At 71.0% G+C, this 17,407-nt stretch carries 6 protein-coding genes and 1 pseudogene; 4 read left to right on the top strand and 3 right to left on the bottom strand.

Features of this window, described 5'->3' with window-relative positions; genetic code table 11:
- Positions 1 to 831, bottom strand: a pseudogene (locus RZ50_RS20170) (hypothetical protein); the annotation flags it as partial.
- Between the two features lie 345 nt (positions 832 to 1,176).
- Here RZ50_RS20170 and RZ50_RS30190 point away from each other — a divergent pair.
- The gene (locus tag RZ50_RS30190; protein ID WP_196948016.1) at positions 1,177 to 9,309 is read left to right on the top strand and encodes a ricin-type beta-trefoil lectin domain protein; all 8,133 of its coding nucleotides are present in this window, start codon (positions 1,177 to 1,179) and stop codon (positions 9,307 to 9,309) included.
- A 668-nt stretch (positions 9,310 to 9,977) separates the two neighbouring features.
- Here the strand turns inward: RZ50_RS30190 and RZ50_RS20160 are convergent.
- Together RZ50_RS20160 and RZ50_RS20155 are read right to left on the bottom strand one after the other, a co-directional pair.
- Positions 9,978 to 11,924, bottom strand: coding sequence for a glycoside hydrolase family 5 protein (locus RZ50_RS20160; RefSeq protein ID WP_196948015.1), 1,947 nt, complete (start codon positions 11,922 to 11,924; stop codon positions 9,978 to 9,980).
- Positions 11,925 to 12,120: 196 nt separating this feature from the next.
- Entirely contained in the window at positions 12,121 to 13,794 is a 1,674-nt protein-coding gene (locus RZ50_RS20155) for an FAD-binding dehydrogenase (protein ID WP_196948014.1), read from the bottom strand.
- Positions 13,795 to 13,969: 175 nt separating this feature from the next.
- Here RZ50_RS20155 and RZ50_RS20150 point away from each other — a divergent pair, with 175 nt between their 5' ends.
- The 3 genes from RZ50_RS20150 to RZ50_RS20140 all read left to right on the top strand — a co-directional run bounded on the left by RZ50_RS20150 (position 13,970) and on the right by RZ50_RS20140 (position 17,389).
- The gene (locus RZ50_RS20150) at positions 13,970 to 14,923 is read left to right on the top strand and encodes a formylglycine-generating enzyme family protein (protein WP_196948013.1); all 954 of its coding nucleotides are present in this window, start codon (positions 13,970 to 13,972) and stop codon (positions 14,921 to 14,923) included.
- Positions 14,924 to 15,045: 122 nt separating this feature from the next.
- Positions 15,046 to 15,612, top strand: coding sequence for a PadR family transcriptional regulator (locus RZ50_RS20145; protein ID WP_196948012.1), 567 nt, complete (start codon positions 15,046 to 15,048; stop codon positions 15,610 to 15,612).
- Positions 15,613 to 15,814: 202 nt separating this feature from the next.
- Complete coding sequence (locus RZ50_RS20140; RefSeq protein WP_196950691.1) at positions 15,815 to 17,389, top strand: sulfatase; 1,575 nt, start codon at positions 15,815 to 15,817, stop codon at positions 17,387 to 17,389.
- The last annotated feature ends 18 nt before the right edge of the window (positions 17,390 to 17,407 follow it).

Genomic DNA, 17,407 nt, shown 5'->3' with positions numbered 1-17,407 from the left:
GACGCCGGCCGCGCTCCGCGCACCGGCCGGGGCGGACGGCGTGCCGGCGGTGGAGGAGTCCCACATCGCCGGGGCCGCGGCCCGGAAGGCGGGTGTGCCGTCGGCGGTGGCGGCGGTGAGGTTGCCCTGGGCGTCGGCGGAGACGTTGACGCCCCTGGTGTCGGTGGCGAGCTTCAGGGACTTCAGCGCCGGATCGGCGGCGGCCTTGGCGTCCTTGACCACCAGGACCTCGCGTACCGCGCCCTGGTCGGTGACGTCCACCCGCAGGTCGACGCCGGGCAGGACCTCGGGGTAGGTGGCGGTGCTGCCGGTGACGGCGGGCTTGGGCAGCTTCACCGGGAAGGTCAGCGCGAGGCTGCGGCCGTCCCGGTCGGTGAGGGTGGCCAGCGGGCCGCTACCGCCGCCGGAGAGACTGACCTGGGAGGGCGTGGCGCCGGGGGAGTAGCTCCCGTCGGCGTTGCGGGCGAGTCCCGCGTCGACCGCGGTCCAGGCGCCGTTCTTCTTCACCCGGGCGGAGCGCAGATGGGTGGTGACGGTGAGTTTGCCGTCGGGGTTGGCCACCGTGAGCGATGTCTCGGTGGTCAACTCGTCGACGGTGACCGGCTTTCCGGTCTCCTTGGCCTTCGCCCGCGCGGCCTGGACCGGGCCTGCGGCAGGCTCCGGGAGTTTCGGCTGCTGCTGGGCGCTGTGGCCTGGCGGTACGGCTGAGGGCCGCTCGTCGGCGACCGCGACCGTGGGCGTGGCCAGGACGAGACCGAGGGCGCATACGGCGGCCAGACGTCTCGTCAGATGACGCCGCGATGGCGGCGGGGTGGGAAGGGGTTCCCCCATGGCGTGTCAGTCACTTTCCCGGCGCGGCTGAACCGCCGTACCGGCCCGTGTGATGCGCCCATGGGCCGGTGCGGAGGTGGCCTTTGTCCAATTGTATGGGTTTTTTTGATCAATCATCAGATGACTGAAAGTCATCTCGGTTGATCGGGCACGGTCGAACGCTATTGCGTATTCGGGTCGGCTGACAATACGGTTCCCGCCGTCATGCGGGGCGACCAATGGCCGCTCACCCGTACGGGTTTCAGACCTGTTACGACATCGCGAAGAGTGGGGGGAACGATGCGACCAAGAAGGGGATGGTTCGTCAGCAGTTCACGGGGAGGGGGTGGCGGCCGGCGGAAGACCGTGACCGTCGCCGCCCTCACCGCCGTGATATCGCTGATGGTCCCGCTCACGGGCGAGGGCGTCGCCGCCGGCGCGCAGGCCGTCGGGCAGGGCAAGGACAAGCTCCCGCAGCTGCCGCGGGTGAGCGGTCACGACGCCGACGGCAAACGCGCGCGCGAGGCGCTGCCGCGCCCGGCGGGCTCCCGTGATCTCCAGGCGCATACGCCGAGCCCGGTGACATGGCCCACCGGAGCCACGGTCACCGTCGACCTCGGCGCCAAGGCCGGCACCGAGCCCGCGCCCGGACTCGCGGCGAAGGACAAGGGCGACGCCGCCGCCGTGCGGGCCGGCTCGACTCCGGTCCTGCTCCGCCCCGCCTCGCCGGAGCGGCTCGACGACCGGGCCAAGGCCGCCGCGGGAGCGGAGGCCGGTACCAGCGCACCGGCATCGGTCGAGGTCAGGGTCGCCGACCGGGCGCAGGCCCAGAAGGCCAACGTCGACGGCCTGTTGGTCGCCCTCAAGCGCGCCGACGGCGGCAAGGACGCCGCGAGCCTGGACGTCGTGCTCGACTACGGTGCGATAGCCGACGCCTACGGCGGCGGCTGGGCCTCCCGCCTGCGGCTGGTCGCGATGCCGGCCTGTGCGATGACCACCCCCGAGCTGGCCGAATGCCGTACCCGGCAGCCGCTCGACTCCAGCATCGACCCCGCCACCAAGAAGATCAGCGGCATGGTCGCGCTGCCCGGTGACGCGGCGACGCCGTCGAGCTCCTCGCCCGAGCGGACGCCCGCGACCGGAACTGCCTCCGTCACGTCCGCCGGCTCCGGCTCCGGCAGCGGCGGCGGCGCGGTGGTGGCGGCCGTCTCCGGCACGGGCGGTTCGCAGGGCTCCTACACCGCGACCGACCTGTCCGCCTCCGGCTCCTGGGCCCAGACGCCCGAGGGCGCCTTCACCTACAACTACCCGATCACCACACCGCCTTCGCTGGCCGGTGAGGGCCCGGGTGTGGCGCTGTCCTACAACTCGCAGGCGGTCGACGGCGAGACCTCGGCCCGCAACTCCCAGGCATCATGGCTCGGTGACGGCTGGTCGTACAGCCCCGGCTTCATCGAGCGGGTGTACAAGCCCTGCAAGAACGCCGGCATCGACGACTCCGGCGACCAGTGCTGGGCGGGCTGGAACGCCACCCTGTCGCTCGGTTCGCACTCGGGTCAGCTGATCCGTGACGACAGCGGCCTGTACCACCTGCTGAGTGATGACGGCACCCGCATCGAGCGGCTGACCGGCGCGACCAACGGCATGTGGCAGGGCGAGTACTACAAGGTCACCACCACCGACGGTGCCGCCTACTACTTCGGCCTCAACCACGCCCCCGGCACCACCACCGACGCCGCCACCAACAGCGCCTGGGCCGCTCCCGTCTACCACCCCAACAGCGGCGACCCCTGCTACACCGCCGCCAAGGGCAAGAACTCCCAGTGCGACCAGCAGCCCGGCTGGCGCTTCAACCTCGACTTCGTCGTCGACCCGCACGGCAACCTCCAGCGCTTCGACTGGGCCAACGAGACCAACCGCTACGCCATGGGCGCCGGCCAGGTCGCCAGTTCCGGTGGCGGCGGCACCCTCACCCCGTACACGCGCGGCGGCTACCTCACCCGCGTGTCCTACGGCTACCAGCTCGCCGACTCGCTGGCCGGCCGCGAGCCCTCCGCCCGCGTCGACTTCGACACCGCCGAGCGGTGCGTGGTCTCCGACACCGTCTGCCGGGCCGAGAACCTCTCCGCCACCACCGCCTCCAACTGGCCGGACGTCCCCTACGACCTCACCTGCCAGGACGGCTGGACCACCACCGGCACCGGCCCCAAGGTCTGCCAGATCGGCTCTCCCACCTTCTGGTCCACCAAGCGCCTGAGCGCCATCCGCACCGCGACGCGCACCGCGGGCGGCTGGCAGGACGTCGACCGTTACGACCTCAAGCACCTGTTCTCGGACGCCGGTGGCACCTACGACCCGGTCACCGGGAAGACCCCGGACAAGCAGAACGCCGGCTCCCTGCAGTCCGTCATGTGGCTGTCGGAGATCAAGCGCACCGCCCTGGACACCTCCGCCGGCGGCAGCGGCACGATCGCCCTCGACTCGGTCACCTTCGCCGGTACTGAGGTCGACAACCGCGTCGACGGCCTCACACCGGCCGCGCCCTCGCTCTACCGCCCCCGGATCATCGGCGTCAACACGGAGTCCGGCACCTCCATCGCCGTCACCTACCGGGACCCAGAGTGCTCCCGGGTGAAGGGGACGATGCCGGCCTCCGCCGACAGCAACACGATGGCCTGCTACCCGGTCTACTGGACGACACCGGGCGGGGGCACGCCGATCGCGGACTGGTTCCACAAGACCCTGGTCGCCAAGGTCAGCGTCTCGGACACCACCAAGTCGAACTCCCCGAACCGGGTGACCAGTTACGACTACCGCGACGCCGCCTGGCACCGTGACGACTCCGAGCTGACCGACGACCAGTACCGCACCTGGAACGAGTTCCGCGGCTACCGCACCGTCACCACCACCACCGGGGCCGACCCCGATCCGATCGGCCAGACCACCGTCACCTACTTCCAGGGGATGGACGGGGACTACAAGGCCGACAAGACCAAGCGGGTCGTCAAGCTCAGGAACTCCCTCGGCGAGGAGACCGAGGACAGCAACTGGCTCGCCGGCGCCGCCCAGGAGACGATCACCTACACCCAGGCCGGCGGCACACCCGTCGCCAAGCAGCTCAGTGACGCTCCCGTGCTCACCGTCACCGCCACAAGGACCCGCACCGCGTGGACGTCCAAGAAGGACGGTCCCCAAGGCACCTCCGGCGGTTCCACGAAGCCCGAACTGTCCACCCTGCCACCGTTGGAAGCCCACCGGCCCAAGTCGGCCGGCGCACGCTCCAGCGTGCTCCTGTCGGATCAGAAGACCTGGCGCACCGGACGCACCACCACGTCCTTCGACGACCTGGGACGGGCGAACAAGGCGGACACCCAGCCCGATGTGACGACGTCGGCCGACCGGACCTGCACCACGACCACGTACGCCACGCCGCCGGCGGGCAACCCGATGATGCTCGCCTACCCGAGCGAGATCCTGACCGTCGCCGGAGGCTGCGACACCGCGGCCTCCGACAGGACGACCATCAGCGACCGGCGGCTGATCTACGACGGCGGCTCCGACCCGAAGAACCCGGGCGGGGTCGGCACCCTGGGCCAGAACGGCTCGACGGTCGGCTACGCCACCGCCACCCAGGTCCTCAAGGGCTACGACGGGCAGGGCAACGCCACCTACCAGACCGTCGCCGCCCAGGAGTTCGACGCCTACGGGCGCGTCGTCCGCAGCGTCGACGCCGCGGGCGCCGTCAACCTCACCGCCTACACGCCGGCCGGCGGCCTGCTGCCGACCGAGATCTCCACCACCAGCCCGCTGGGCTGGACGGCGAAGAGCGTCATCTCGCCGGCCCGCGGTCTGGTGACCAGGGCCGTCGACGCCAACGGGCGGACCACCGACTCGACCTACGACGCGCTCGGCCGCCGCACCGCCGTGTGGCTGCCGGGGAACAGCAAGGACGCGGGCAAGAAGGCGGACCGTACCTTCGGTTACGAGATGCACGGTGTCGATGCCACGCCGTCCACGCGTGCCAATCCGCCGGCCGTCACGACCAACACCCAGCGGGAGAACGGCAGCTACTCCACGTCCGTCACCATCTACGACGGCTTCCTGCAACCCCGCCAGACCCAGACCACACCGGCCAACGCCGCCGACGGCCGGGTCATCACCTCGACCCGCTACGACGGCCACGGCCAGGTGAGCAAGTCCACCGCGGCCTGGTCCGAACCGACCACCGGCCCCGGTACCACGCTGTTCGAGGAAATCGACAACACGGTTCCGTCCCAGACCCGGACCGTCTACGACGGTATGGGCCGTCCGGTCGCCAGCAAGCTCTTCGCCAAGGCCACCGAGCTGTGGCAGTCGACCACCGCCTACCCCGGCGCCGAGCGGACCGACACCACCTCGCCGAGCGGCGGCACGCCGAGCACCGTCTACACCGACGCGCTGGGCCGCACCGCCTCCTCGGTCCTGCACGGCGGCGACGGCGTCGGCGACGTCACCACCACGTACACCTACGACCAGCGCGGCAAGCCCGCCACCATCGCCGACAACGCCGGCAACACCTGGACCTACACCTACGACGTCCAGGGCAACCGGATCTCCCAGAGCGACCCCGACGCCGGCACCTCCACCACCGCCTACGACGACCTCGGGCGTGCGGTGAGCACCACGGACGGCCGCGGCAAGCAGATCTCGTTCACCTACGACCTGCTGGGCCGCACCACCGGCCGCTACGAGGGCACCGACACGAGCGACAAGTCCAAGCAGCTCGCGTCCGTCACCTACGACACCCTCGCCAAGGGCTACCCGACCTCCGCCACCCGGTACGTCGGCGGCGCCTCGGGCGACGCGTACGTGCAGGCGATCACCGGCTACACCACCCGCTACCAGCCCATCTCCACGACCACCACCATCCCCGCCGTCGAGGGCAAGCTCGCCGGCACCTACACCCAGACCGCCAGCTACACCGACAACATCGGTCTGCTCGCCGGCATCACCTACAACGCGGACGCCGGGCTGCCGACGGAGAAGCTCGGCTTCACCCGCGACCTCCAGGGCGAGATCGTCCAGACCGGCACCGACACCACCAAGCTGCTCGACCGGGCCAACTACAACGCCCTCGGCCAACTGCTGCTCTCCACCTACGGCACCCGCGGTGAACTGCTGCGTACGGCGCGCACGTACGACGACGCCACGGCGCGGCTGACCACCAGCAGCGTCAAGTTCCAGGAGAGCGACGCCAACCCGGTCTCGTTCACCAGCTACGGCTACAACCCGGCGGGCAACCTCACCAGCGTCTCCGAGCTGCAGTCCTCCGGCGGCACGGACCAGACCTACGACACCCAGTGCTTCCGCTACGACGGCCTCGGCCGTCTGAGCGAAGCCTGGACCGACGCCCAGGGCGTCAGCACCCCCGGTGCGGGTCAGGTCTCGCACTGCAACGCCGACAGCGTCGTGATCAAGTGGCTGGGCGGCCCGGCACCGTACTGGCAGAGCTTCCAGTACAACCTGCTCGGCGACCGCACCCAGCAGATCCGCCACGACGTCACCGGCGACACCAGCCGCGACGTCACCCAGACCAGCAGCTACCCGGGCACCGACCGCACGCCGGCCGCCAAGCCCAACACCGTCACCAGCGTCACCTCTCGCACCGGCTCCCCGACCAGTACCGTGGCCTCGGCCATGCCGGGCAACGGAAACGTCCAGCTCTGCCTGGACGTCGCGGGAGGCAGGACCGCCGACGGCACCGCCGTCCAGACCTGGACCTGCAACGGCACCGGCGCCCAGAAGTGGACCCGCCCGGGTGACGGTACGCTGCGTTCGCTCGGCAAGTGCGCCCGGCCGGCCGGCGGCAACGCCGGCGCGGGCACCCCGATCGAGCTGGTCACCTGTGACGGCAGCGACTCCCAGAAGTGGCAGGACGGCGCCGACGGCGCCCTCGTCCACACCGCCTCCACGCTCTGCCTGGACATCCCCGGCTGGAACCAGAACCCCGGCACCCAGATCGGCCTCTGGTACTGCACCGGCAACCCCAACCAGAAGTGGCCCACCACGGCCAACCCGCCCACCGGTCCCTCCTACACCAGCACCCTGAGCCCGCAGTACGACGCGCAGGGCAACACCTCCTCCCGTAGCAACACCAGCACCACCAGCCTGCCCTCCGCCATCCCCACCGGCACCAAGGCGCTCTGCCTGGACGTCCCGGGCTCCCAGACCGCCAACGGCACCGGCATCCAGACCTGGGGCTGCAACAGCAGCCCCGCCCAGAACTGGACCATCGGCACCGACGGCATGCTGCGCGCGTTCGACAAGTGCGCCCGGCCGGTCGGCGGCAACGCCGGGTCCGGCGCCCAGATCGAACTGTGGAGCTGCGACCCCAACGACGCCGGCCAGCAGTGGCGGGCCGCCACCGACGGCGCCCTCGTCAACAAGGCGTCCGGTCTGTGCCTGGACGTCCCGGGGGGCAATGTCAACCAGGGCACCCGCGTGGTGCTGTGGACCTGCAACCAGGGCCCCAACCAGAAGTGGGGCTTCCAGAACTGGGGCTCCGGCACCACCCAGCCCGTGGCGGGCGCGACCCAGGCCATCACCTACAACGTCGAGGGCCGCACCGAAACCGTCACCACCCCCAACGGGGACAAGACCGCGACCTCGCGCTACCTGTACGACGCCGACGGAGGGCTGCTGATCCAGCACGGCCCCGACGGCACCATCCTCTACCTGTTCGGCGGCGCCGAACAGCTCACCCTCAGCCCCGACGGCACCACCGTCAGCGGCACCCGCTACTACTCCCAGCCCGACGGCACCCGCATCGTCCGCCTCAGCGGCGGCGCCCTCACCTACCAGCTGAGCAACCCGCAGAACACCTCGACCCTGCAGGTCGACGCCGGCACCAGGGCCGTCACCCGGCGTGCCTTCGACCCCTACGGCAACCCCCGTGGGGCGGTTCCGGCGTCCTGGGCCGACAACCGCGGCTTCCTCGGCAAGCCCGTCGACACCGGCAGCGGACTCAACCTGCTCGGCGCCCGCAACTACGACGCGACGCTCGGCCGCTTCCTCTCGGCGGACCCGCTCCTGGCGTCGGGCAACCCCGACCAGATGGGGGGCTACACCTACGGCAACAACAACCCGGTCAACCTGACCGACCCGAGCGGGCTGATTCCCGGTTGGATGAAGAGCGTCGGGAAGTTCGTCGCCGGCGCCGTCGACCAGGGGGTCGGCTGGGTCACCGAGCACAGCCCCTTCGTGGCCATGAACAACTTCGTGGCCGGCACCAGCTCATCGATCGGTCAGCAGACGGGTGTTCCGGTCTTCCCCGGTGTCACCCCGATGCAGCAGACCTCGCACCCGGTGGCGGATCTTTTCAACATCCCGCACAACGACCCCGCGTACGTCGCCGGTGAGATCACGGAGGCGGCCGTCGAGCTCGCGGTCGACGGTGTCGGGCTCGTCAAGGGTGCCGTCAAGGGGGCCAGGTTCATCAGGTCCGCGGTCAAGGAGGCGGGGGGCGTCAAGAACGCCCTGTCGAAGCTCCTGCCCAAGAAGGGCGGGCCCAAGGCGCCGCCCGAAGAGCCCCACATCCCCAAGACCTCTCCCGGCGACCCCAAGCCCCCGGCCACACCCAAGAGCGAACCGACTCCCGTCGAGGAACCCGCCGGTCCTGCCTGTAGCTTCACGCCGGACACCCCGGTGCTGATGGCCGACGGCTCGACCAAGCCGATCGGACGGATCAAGGTCGGCGACCGGGTGGAGTCGGCGGACCAGACGACGGCGGAGGACCAGGGCGGCCGGGCCGTCATCGCCACCCTGGTGCACGACGACGAGGACCTCCTGGACCTCACCGTCACCGCCAACGGCGTCACCAGCACCATCAAGACCACGTCCAACCACCCCTTCTGGGACGCCACGGCCCAGACGTGGGTGCCCGCCGGCGAGCTGACGGTCGGCCACGTCCTCACCACCGACAAGGGCGAGCCCGTCACCGTCACCGCGGTCCACTCGGTCGACGACCGCGCCCAGATGTACAACCTGACCGTCGCCCAGCTCCACACGTACTATGTGCTGGCCGGGACCTCGCCGATTCTTGTGCACAACAAATGTGATGTTGCATCAGAGGGAGGCGAAGGAGAGGCCACCGTCCACCTGGCCAACTACCCCGACGGCCGACAACATGCCCTGATCACTGTCACCGACGGGGAAGGCACGATTAGCACTCACCAGAATGGATGGTTGGGGAGCCCAAGTAATGGGGTGGAACATTTCGAAGTTTCGCAATTGCCAGCCATCACAATCAACGTAAGGGTTCCGCTTCCCAGGCCGGGTGGAGCCAGGGCGGCCATTGAGAGTGCGATGTACAAAACGGAAAGAGGTGTCTATCCTGCCTACAGCTTGCCGGAGCAGGGTTGCATGTCCTACTGTGCGGGGGTTTTGCGGGCGGGCGGTATAAGTGATATCCCGACGCATAATGACGAGGCGCAAGCGTGGCTACTGGCCCGCTTCGGCTGATAGTGAGAAGGGTGGAAGATGAATCGGCCTGAGGGGTGGGAGTGGTTGGATGGCGAGAGGGAGAGGTGGGAAGTTCCGGATTCTCTGCGAGGGCCGGCGGCCTCGGCCCCATTGAATCTGGCTATCGCCATGCTGTCCTGTGACTTCCTTGGGCACGAGCTTTGCGTGCTGGTGGGGAGGTTTATTACCGAGAACGCACAGTTCTATCTCCGACCGCCAGGAAAGGGCTTGACGTTTCGCGAGCAATCTCTGATTTCCGATGTCTTGACCAGGCACACGCGCCGCACGTTCGAAGCGTGGGAGAGGTTCAGGCTGAGCGCAGAGCAGGAGGGGCCTGCGAATGAAGTTCGCCGACTCGTGCAGGAGAATCGGGAGCTTCTTGCGTCCGAGCTGAACGAGGCAATCCTGGCTTTTTCGAGACTTCCAGGAAGTGTCCTCTGAGAGGGTGATCGTCAGGGGATTCCCCCTCACTTTCCGGCTTTGGTTCTTGCGGCACGGACTCGGCTCCAGGATCTGGTGGCGGCCGGGTCCGTGCCGTCGGGCCGGGTGAGCACGTGACCGCTGTCCAGCCGGACCCCGCCCGCCTTGTCCTCGGGGAGGTCCTCGGGCCTGTTCACGGGGTCCTCAACTTCCTCCGACAGGTGGCGGGAGTCCGCTGGGCGGCGGTCTCAGGTCAGTGGGCGGCAGAGCAGGGCGTCGGGGGCGCCGCCGTGGTTCCACTGCCAGGTGTAGGCGACGCCGGCGACGTACTCGGTGTCGGCGCACTGGCCCTTGTAGTGGCCGGGCGACCAGTCGCTGGCGGTGGAGCCGCCGGTGGCGGGGCGGTTGTCGCCGCGGTCGAACCAGACGTCGCGCCCGGTGAGTGGCAGTGGGTTGGCCGCGTGGGCGCACAGCAGGGCGGCCATGGCGTTGCCGTGCACGCTGTAGCCGACGGCGAAGGTGTTGTCGGGGCACTGGAGCTTGCTGTAGCCGGACGCCCAGTCGCCATGGGTGACGTAGCGCTCGTCGGTGACGGTCACCCAGCCGTCGGTGGGCCCGGCGGGCCGGCCCGTGTCGGTGCACAGGCCTCGGCTGTCGCCGCGGCTGAGGCCGGCCAGGCGCTGGGAGTCGGGGCAGTCGCCCTTGCGGTTGCCGCTCGACCAGTCGGTCCGGGCGAGCATGGTGGCCGAGACGTTCTGGTCGGTGTGGTCGAGGTCGAGCATGTTCCAGTGGTTCACCTGTGCCACCGGGCCGGTCAGCGCCGGGGCGTTGAGGAGCTTGTTCCAGTCCGCGGCCCGCCAGTCGCCGGGGTCGCCGAGGCCGAGTTGCCGGCCGGTGGCGTCGTAGGAGAGCAGCGCCCAGTTGTCCATCGGGTGGCCGTTGGCGTCGGTCCAGCCGATCAGGGGCCAGACGGCGAAGTCGGTGTCGTTCCTGGCCAGGATGTCGGTGAAGTGGTCGAACCAGGCCTGTTCCTTGGCGTCGGTGGACCCGCGGCCGGCGGCGCCGAACTCGCTGATCCACACCGGGGCGGTGAAGTGCTGACCGCTCCGGGTGACGAACAGGGCTTCCTGGTCCACCACTTGGGCGAGCTGGTCGGGGGTGAGGTCCTGGTAGCGCGGGTCGCTGGTGGAGCCCGGGGAGCCGGCGGAGGCCCCGGTGTTGGCGGGACCGGTGTAGGCGTAGAAGTGCGCGGCGTAGACCAGCTTGCCGGAGTCGATCAGGGTGTTGGAGAGCGTCGCGACCGGGGTGAGCATCGGACGGCCATGGGGGAGCAGGGCCGCGGGGACGCCCTGCCAGTTGATGCCCTCCATGATGACCAGCAGGTCCGGGTCGGCCTGGAGGATCCTGTTGCCGGCCTCCTCGAAGGCGGCGTACTCGTCGTGGGCGTCGCCCCAGCCCCAGTTGGGGTCGTCCCAGGTGTCGCGGCGGACCTCGTTGCGCAGGTCCGCTCCGACCACGCGCTTGTCGGCGCGGTAGCGGGTGGCCATGAAGACCCAGTCGTCCTCCCACTGCCTCGTGGTCTGGCCGCTGTTCCAGCGTTCGTTGCCGTCCAGGCCGCAGCACCAGCGGTAGCCGGTGGTGTGGTTGTTGAGGATGACCGCGAAGCCGTCGGCGGTCAGGGCGGCGACCACCGCGTCGTACACCTGGAGTGGGGTCCTGCCCTTCAGCTGCGGGTTGGCCGCCACCGCCGCGTCCGGCACCGTCGTGGTGTCGTGGATCATCGCGTCGGCGTACGGCAGGCGGATCGAGTTCAGCCCGAGGCCGTGGAGCCCGGCCAGGATGGTGCCGATCGGCGCCCGGTCCAGCCCCAGCGGGATGTTGTACGAGACCTCGCCGTGCTCGTTGTTCGCCGGATCGGCCGCATCGCCACTGCCGAGGTAGTGGCCCTGGGCGCCGTCCCAGTTGCCCGACCGCAACTTGAACCGGTTGCCGCCCGCGTCGACGACGTACCGCCCGCGCGTGCTCAGCGGGCCGGTCCAGGAGGCGGCGAGCTGGGCGCCGCTCAGGACGGGTGAGGCAGATGCGGTGGACGCCTCGGCGGCGGTGGCCGGGGCGGCCGCGCCCACCGGCGCGAGGAGCAGGGCCGCCAGCGTGGCGCCGGCTGTGAGGAGGCCGCGGAGCCGTGGCCGGGGCATGCGGGCTGGACTGGCTGGATTCACGGTGTCTCCAGGGAGCCGAGCAGAGGGTGAGGGTGGTGGCGCTCCGTGCTGGCGATCGGTCAAACAGCCTGTGGGGAAAGGCAGGTCGAGAGTGCAGACTACGCTCGGGCCGCGTCGGCGTCAGCACGTTCGACGTCCGAGGGCACGCCGACGGAGCCGACCCCCGGTCCGGCTATCCGAGCTGGCGGGCGGCGGCGCGGCCGGCCTGGCGGCCGCTGAAGAGGCAGCCGCCGAGGAAGGTGCCTTCGAGGGCGTTGTAGCCGTGGACGCCGCCGCCTCCGAAGCCGGCGACCTCGCCGGCGGCGTAGAGGCCCTCGATGGGCTTGCCGTCGTGGCCGAGGGCGCGGGAGTCGAGGTCGGTCTGGATGCCGCCGAGCGTCTTGCGGGTGAGGACGTGGAGCTTCACGCCGATGAGCGGGCCGTTGGCGCGGTCGAGGATGCGGTGGGGAGCGGCGGCGCGGCCGAGGCGGTCGCCCAGGTAGCGGCGGGCGTTGCGGATGCCCTGGACCTGGGAGTCCTTGCTGAAGGGGTTGGCGATCTGGAGGTCGCGGGCCTCGATCTGGCGTCGGAGGGCCGCCGGGTCGAGGAGCGGTGCCGCGGTCAGCCGGTTCATCCCCGCGACGAGGTCGTCCAGGGTGTCGGCGACGACGAAGTCCTCGCCGTTGCGCTTGAAGGCCTCGACCGGGGCCGGCGCCCCGTTGCCGACCAGGCGGGTCCGGAGGAAGGCGGCGCGGTCCTTGTTGGTGATGTCGGGGTTCTGTTCGGAGCCGGAGAGCGCGAACTCCTTCTCGATGATCTTCTGGGTGAGGATGAACCAGGAGTGGTCGAACGCGGCGATGTCCTCGGTGGTGCGCAGGTGCCGCAGGGTGGCCAGGGTGTCGTAGCCGGGCAGGCACGGGTCGGGCAGCCGTCGGCCCAGGGCGTCGAACCACATCGGGGACGGGCCGGGCAGGATGCGGATGCCGTGGCCGGGCCAGACCGGGTCCCAGTTGTGCAGGCCCTCGGTGTAGTGCCACATGCGGTCGCGGTTCACCAGTCGTACGCCCGCCCCGGCGCTGATGTCGAGCATCCGGCCGTCCACGTAGGCGGGGACGCCGGTGACCATGTGCGACGGCGGGCTGCCCAGGTGCCGGGGCCAGTGGCGCCGTACGAGTTCGTGGTTGGCGCCGATGCCGCCGGTGGTGATGACGACGGCCTGCGCGGTGAGCTCGAACTCGCCCGTGACGTCGCGGTTGGTGGCGGCCCCGCGCGGGGAGTCGTCCTCGGCCAGCAGCGCGCCGCGCACGCCCTGGACGGCTCCACCGCTGACGAGCAGTTCGTCCACCCGGTGGCGGTGGTGGAAGGTGAGCCGGCCTGCGGCGGCCGCCTGCCGGGCGAGCCGGACGAAGGGGCCCACGACGCCGGGCCCGGTGCCCCAGGTCACGTGGAAGCGGGGCACGGAGTTGCCGTGTCCGTCGGCGCGCAGGCCGCCGCGCTCGGCCCAGCCCACCGTTGGCAGGAAGCCGACGCCGTGCCCGGCCAGCCAGCTCCGCTTCTCGCCGGCGGCGAAGTCGACGTAGGCCCGGGCCCAGCGCACCGCCCAGGAGTCCTCGTCGTCGAGCCGGTCGAACCGCGCGCTGTTGTGCCAGTCGTTCCAGGCGAGTTCGGCGGAGTCCCTGACGCCCAGGCGGCGCTGCTCGGGGGAGTCGACGAGGAAGAGCCCGCCGAACGACCAGAACGCCTGGCCGCCCAGGTTGGCGGGGCCCTCCTGGTCGACGAGGGCCACGCGGCGGCCGCGGGAGGTCAGTTCATGGGCGGCGACGAGACCGGCGAGGCCGGCTCCGACGACGATGACATCGGTGTCCATGGATGGTGATTCCTTGTCCGTGGTGCGGCAGAGCCCGGCCGGCCGCCATGGCCCGGCCTTCTCGGGGGTGGCCCTCTCAGGGGCGGCCCTTCCCTCAGCCGGTCGCGGGGCTATATACGTTAGAACATAAGTGCCGAAGGCGATAGAGCTCCGGCCAGCACGGAAGGACCCGAGCATGACCGACCCCACCGCGCCCGCCCGCTGCTGCATGCCGTCCGGAGGTGGCACGGCCACGCCGGCCCCGCTGCCGCTGCCCTCGCCGCGCCGGGCCGCCGCCACCGACGGCATGGTGCTGCTGCCCGGCGGCGAGTTCCTGATGGGCACCGACGACGCGCAGGGGTTCCCCGGTGACGGCGAGGGCCCCGTGCGCCCGGTGCGGCTGGACCCGTTCCGCATCGACACCCGCGCCGTCACCAACGAGCGGTTCGCCGCCTTCGTCGCCGACACCGGCTACTGCACCGACGCCGAGCGCATCGGTTGGTCCTACGTCTTCGCGTCCTTCCTGCCCGCCGCGCTGCGCCGCGGCGCCCCGCGCCCCGAGCGCACCCCCTGGTGGTGCGGGGTGCAGGGCGCCGCGTGGGACCGGCCGGAGGGCCCGGGCAGCGACGTCGAGGACCGGGACGACCACCCGGCGGTCCACATGTCCTGGAACGACGCGGCGGCGTACGCCGCCTGGGCCGGCAAGCGGCTGCCCACCGAGGCGGAGTGGGAGTACGCGGCGCGCGGCGGCCTGGAGCAGGTGCGCTACCCCTGGGGCGACGAGCTGGACCCGGCGGGGGAGTACCGCTGCAACATCTGGCGCGGCACCTTCCCCGCGAAGAACACCGCCGCCGACGGCTACCGCGGCACGGCGCCCGTCGACGCCTTCGAACCCAACGGCTTCGGGCTGTACAACGTGTCCGGCAACGTCTGGGAGTGGTGCGCCGACTGGTGGACCACCGACCACCCGGCCGACCGCCCGCTGGTCAACCCGACCGGCCCGGCCGCCGGCACCGACAAGGTCATCCGCGGCGGCTCCCACATGTGCCACCACTCCTACTGCAACCGCTACCGCGTCGCCGCCCGCACCGCCAACAGCCCGGACAGCTCCAGCGGGCACGCGGGCTTCCGCTGCGCGGCGGACGCGTGAGGCGGACGCGTGAGGCGGACGCGTGAGCGGGCGGGTGAAGAGTTCACGGCGGGAGTCTTGACAGTGGCCTACCGGCGGGTAAATCTGTGGGGCATATCTTCCTCAGAACATAGGTGCCGCCCATGCAGCTCGACTATGTGATCCTCGGAGCGCTGACTCTGCGCCGCCTGTCCGGCTACGACCTGCGCCGCTGGATGGAGGGGCCGGGCCGGTACATCGGGTACGGCGTGCAACTCCCGCACATCTACCGCCGGTTGGCCAAGCTCGTGGAGTGCGGCTGGGTCGACTTCGAGGTCGATCCACGCGAGGGCCGGCCGGACGCCAAGGTCTACCGGCTGACGGAGGAGGGGCGCGCGGCGCTGCTGGAGTGGGCACGCTCCCCCTTCGAACCGTCGCCGCGCGCCAAGGACCCCGACTTCAACCTGCGCTTCTTCTTCGCGGGGCAGCTCGACCCCGAGATCGCCCTGGACGTCGTCACCACGGAGCTGGAGTTCCGGCTCAAGCAGCACGCAGAGCCGCCCGCCTTTCCGCTCTCCGGCCCGTACGACCCGCAGATCCCCGAACTCGACGCCGACTGGGCCCGCGAGGTCCACACCATGGCCCACGAGAACGGCTACGCCTTCGCCGCCTCGTACATCGCCTGGCTCCAGCTCACGAAGGCCCGCCTGGAGGCGCGGCTCGGCCGCTGAACGACGGCCCGCCGCGCCTCCCCGCGCCCACCCCCCGCCGCGCCTCCCCGTAGCCACCTCCTCCCGCGGCGATCGCCGCGATCGCCGCGCTCCCCGCGTCCCCCGCGGCCGCCATCCCCCTCGCAGTGACCGGTCGTCCCGCGTACCCCGCCGGGCCGTACCGGCGCTGGCCCCTGCCCGGCTCTCCCCCCGGAGTCCCCCCATGCGCATCATCTACGTCGACGTGGACACCCTCCGCGCCGACCACACCACGCCCTACGGCTACCACCGCCCCACCACCCCCCACCTTCAGGCCCTCGCCGACAAGTCGGTCGTCTTCGAGCGCTACTACTGCTCGGACTCGCCCTGCCTGCCCTCCCGAACCGCCCTGACCAGCGGCCAGTTCGGCATCACCAACGGCGTGATCGGGCACTTCGGCCCGGCCGCGCAGTTCCGGCTCGACTCCGGGCACGGCCCCGAGCCCGACCGCCCCCTGCTCGGCCAGTGCCTCGGCTTCGGCGGCTACTACACCGCCGCCGTCTCGGTGTTCGCCGAGCGCCACCGCGCCTACTTCTTCCACGCCAACTTCCGCGAGTCCGTCCGCGCCACCGCCCGCTTCGGCGACGAGGAGGCCCAGGACGTCAACCGCGCCGCCGTCGACTGGATCCGCCGCCACGCGGCGGACGACAACTGGTACCTGCACCTCACCTACTGGGACCCGCACACCAACTACACCCAGCCCGCCGAGTGGACCGAGCGGATGGCCGCCTCCGGCCCCGTGCAGGAGTGGCCCGACGAGGAGACCATCGCCGCCCACGCCGAGGTCTACGGCCCGCGCAGCGCCCTCGACCTGCACTACTCGCTGACGGGCGGCGGCCGTTCCCCGGTGCCGCACAACATGCCCGACGCCATCCGCTCCCGCGCCGACTTCGAGCACCTGATCAACGGCTACGACGGGGCGGTCCACTACTGGGATCACTACTTCGGTCAACTCATGGCCACCCTGGAGGAGTTGGGCATCGCGGAGGAGACGGCCGTGATCGTCAGCGCCGACCACGGAGAGTCCTTCGGCGAGCAGGGCTCCTACGCGGAACACGGCCTGGCCAACGAGCCGACCCACCGGCTGCCGCTGGTCGTGTACTGGCCCGGGGTCACCGACGGGCTTCCCGCCGAGGCGCGGCGCAGCGACGCGCTCCTGTACAACATCGACCTCGCCCCGACCCTGTGCGAGCTCCTCGGCATCCCCGTCCCGGCGGGCTGGCAGGGCACCTCCTTCGCCCCCGCGGTGCGCGGCGAAGCCGTCGAGTCCCGGCCGTACCTGGTGCTCGGCCACGGCGCCCACACCTACCAGCGCTCGGTACGCACCCGCGACCACCTCTACATCCGCACCTACCACCCCGGGAGTTTCCGCGCGGAGTGGGAGCAGCTCTTCCACGTCACCGAGGACCCGTACCTGACCAGGGACCTGCTGGAGGAGGAGCCCGAACTCGCCGCCACCATGCGCTCCCACCTGGCCGAGTGGTGGAACGAGTACGCCGGCCGCCCCGGCTGCCTGCCCGATCCCATGCAGGCCACCCTCCAGACGGGCCCGACGTACTACAACGACCCCGTACGGTACGCCCGGCACCTGCGGGACACCGGCCGCGAGCACCTGGCCGAGGACCTCGAAGCCCGCCTCCGCTCCCTGAACGTGCCGGTGTCCTGGCACGCGCCCGACCGCCCGCGCACCGCCGAACTCGCGGCGCGCTGGGCGGCCCTGCTGCAGACCCGCGACCAGCGGCCGCTCCAGTCCAACTGACGTCTGCACCAAGGGAGT

Origin of the sequence: Kitasatospora sp. SUK 42, from assembly GCF_015776785.2 — a bacterium.
Lineage (GTDB): Bacteria > Actinomycetota > Actinomycetes > Streptomycetales > Streptomycetaceae > Kitasatospora.
The sequence above is the reverse complement of the archived record's forward strand: the minus strand, read 5'-3'. Positions and strand labels throughout refer to the sequence as shown.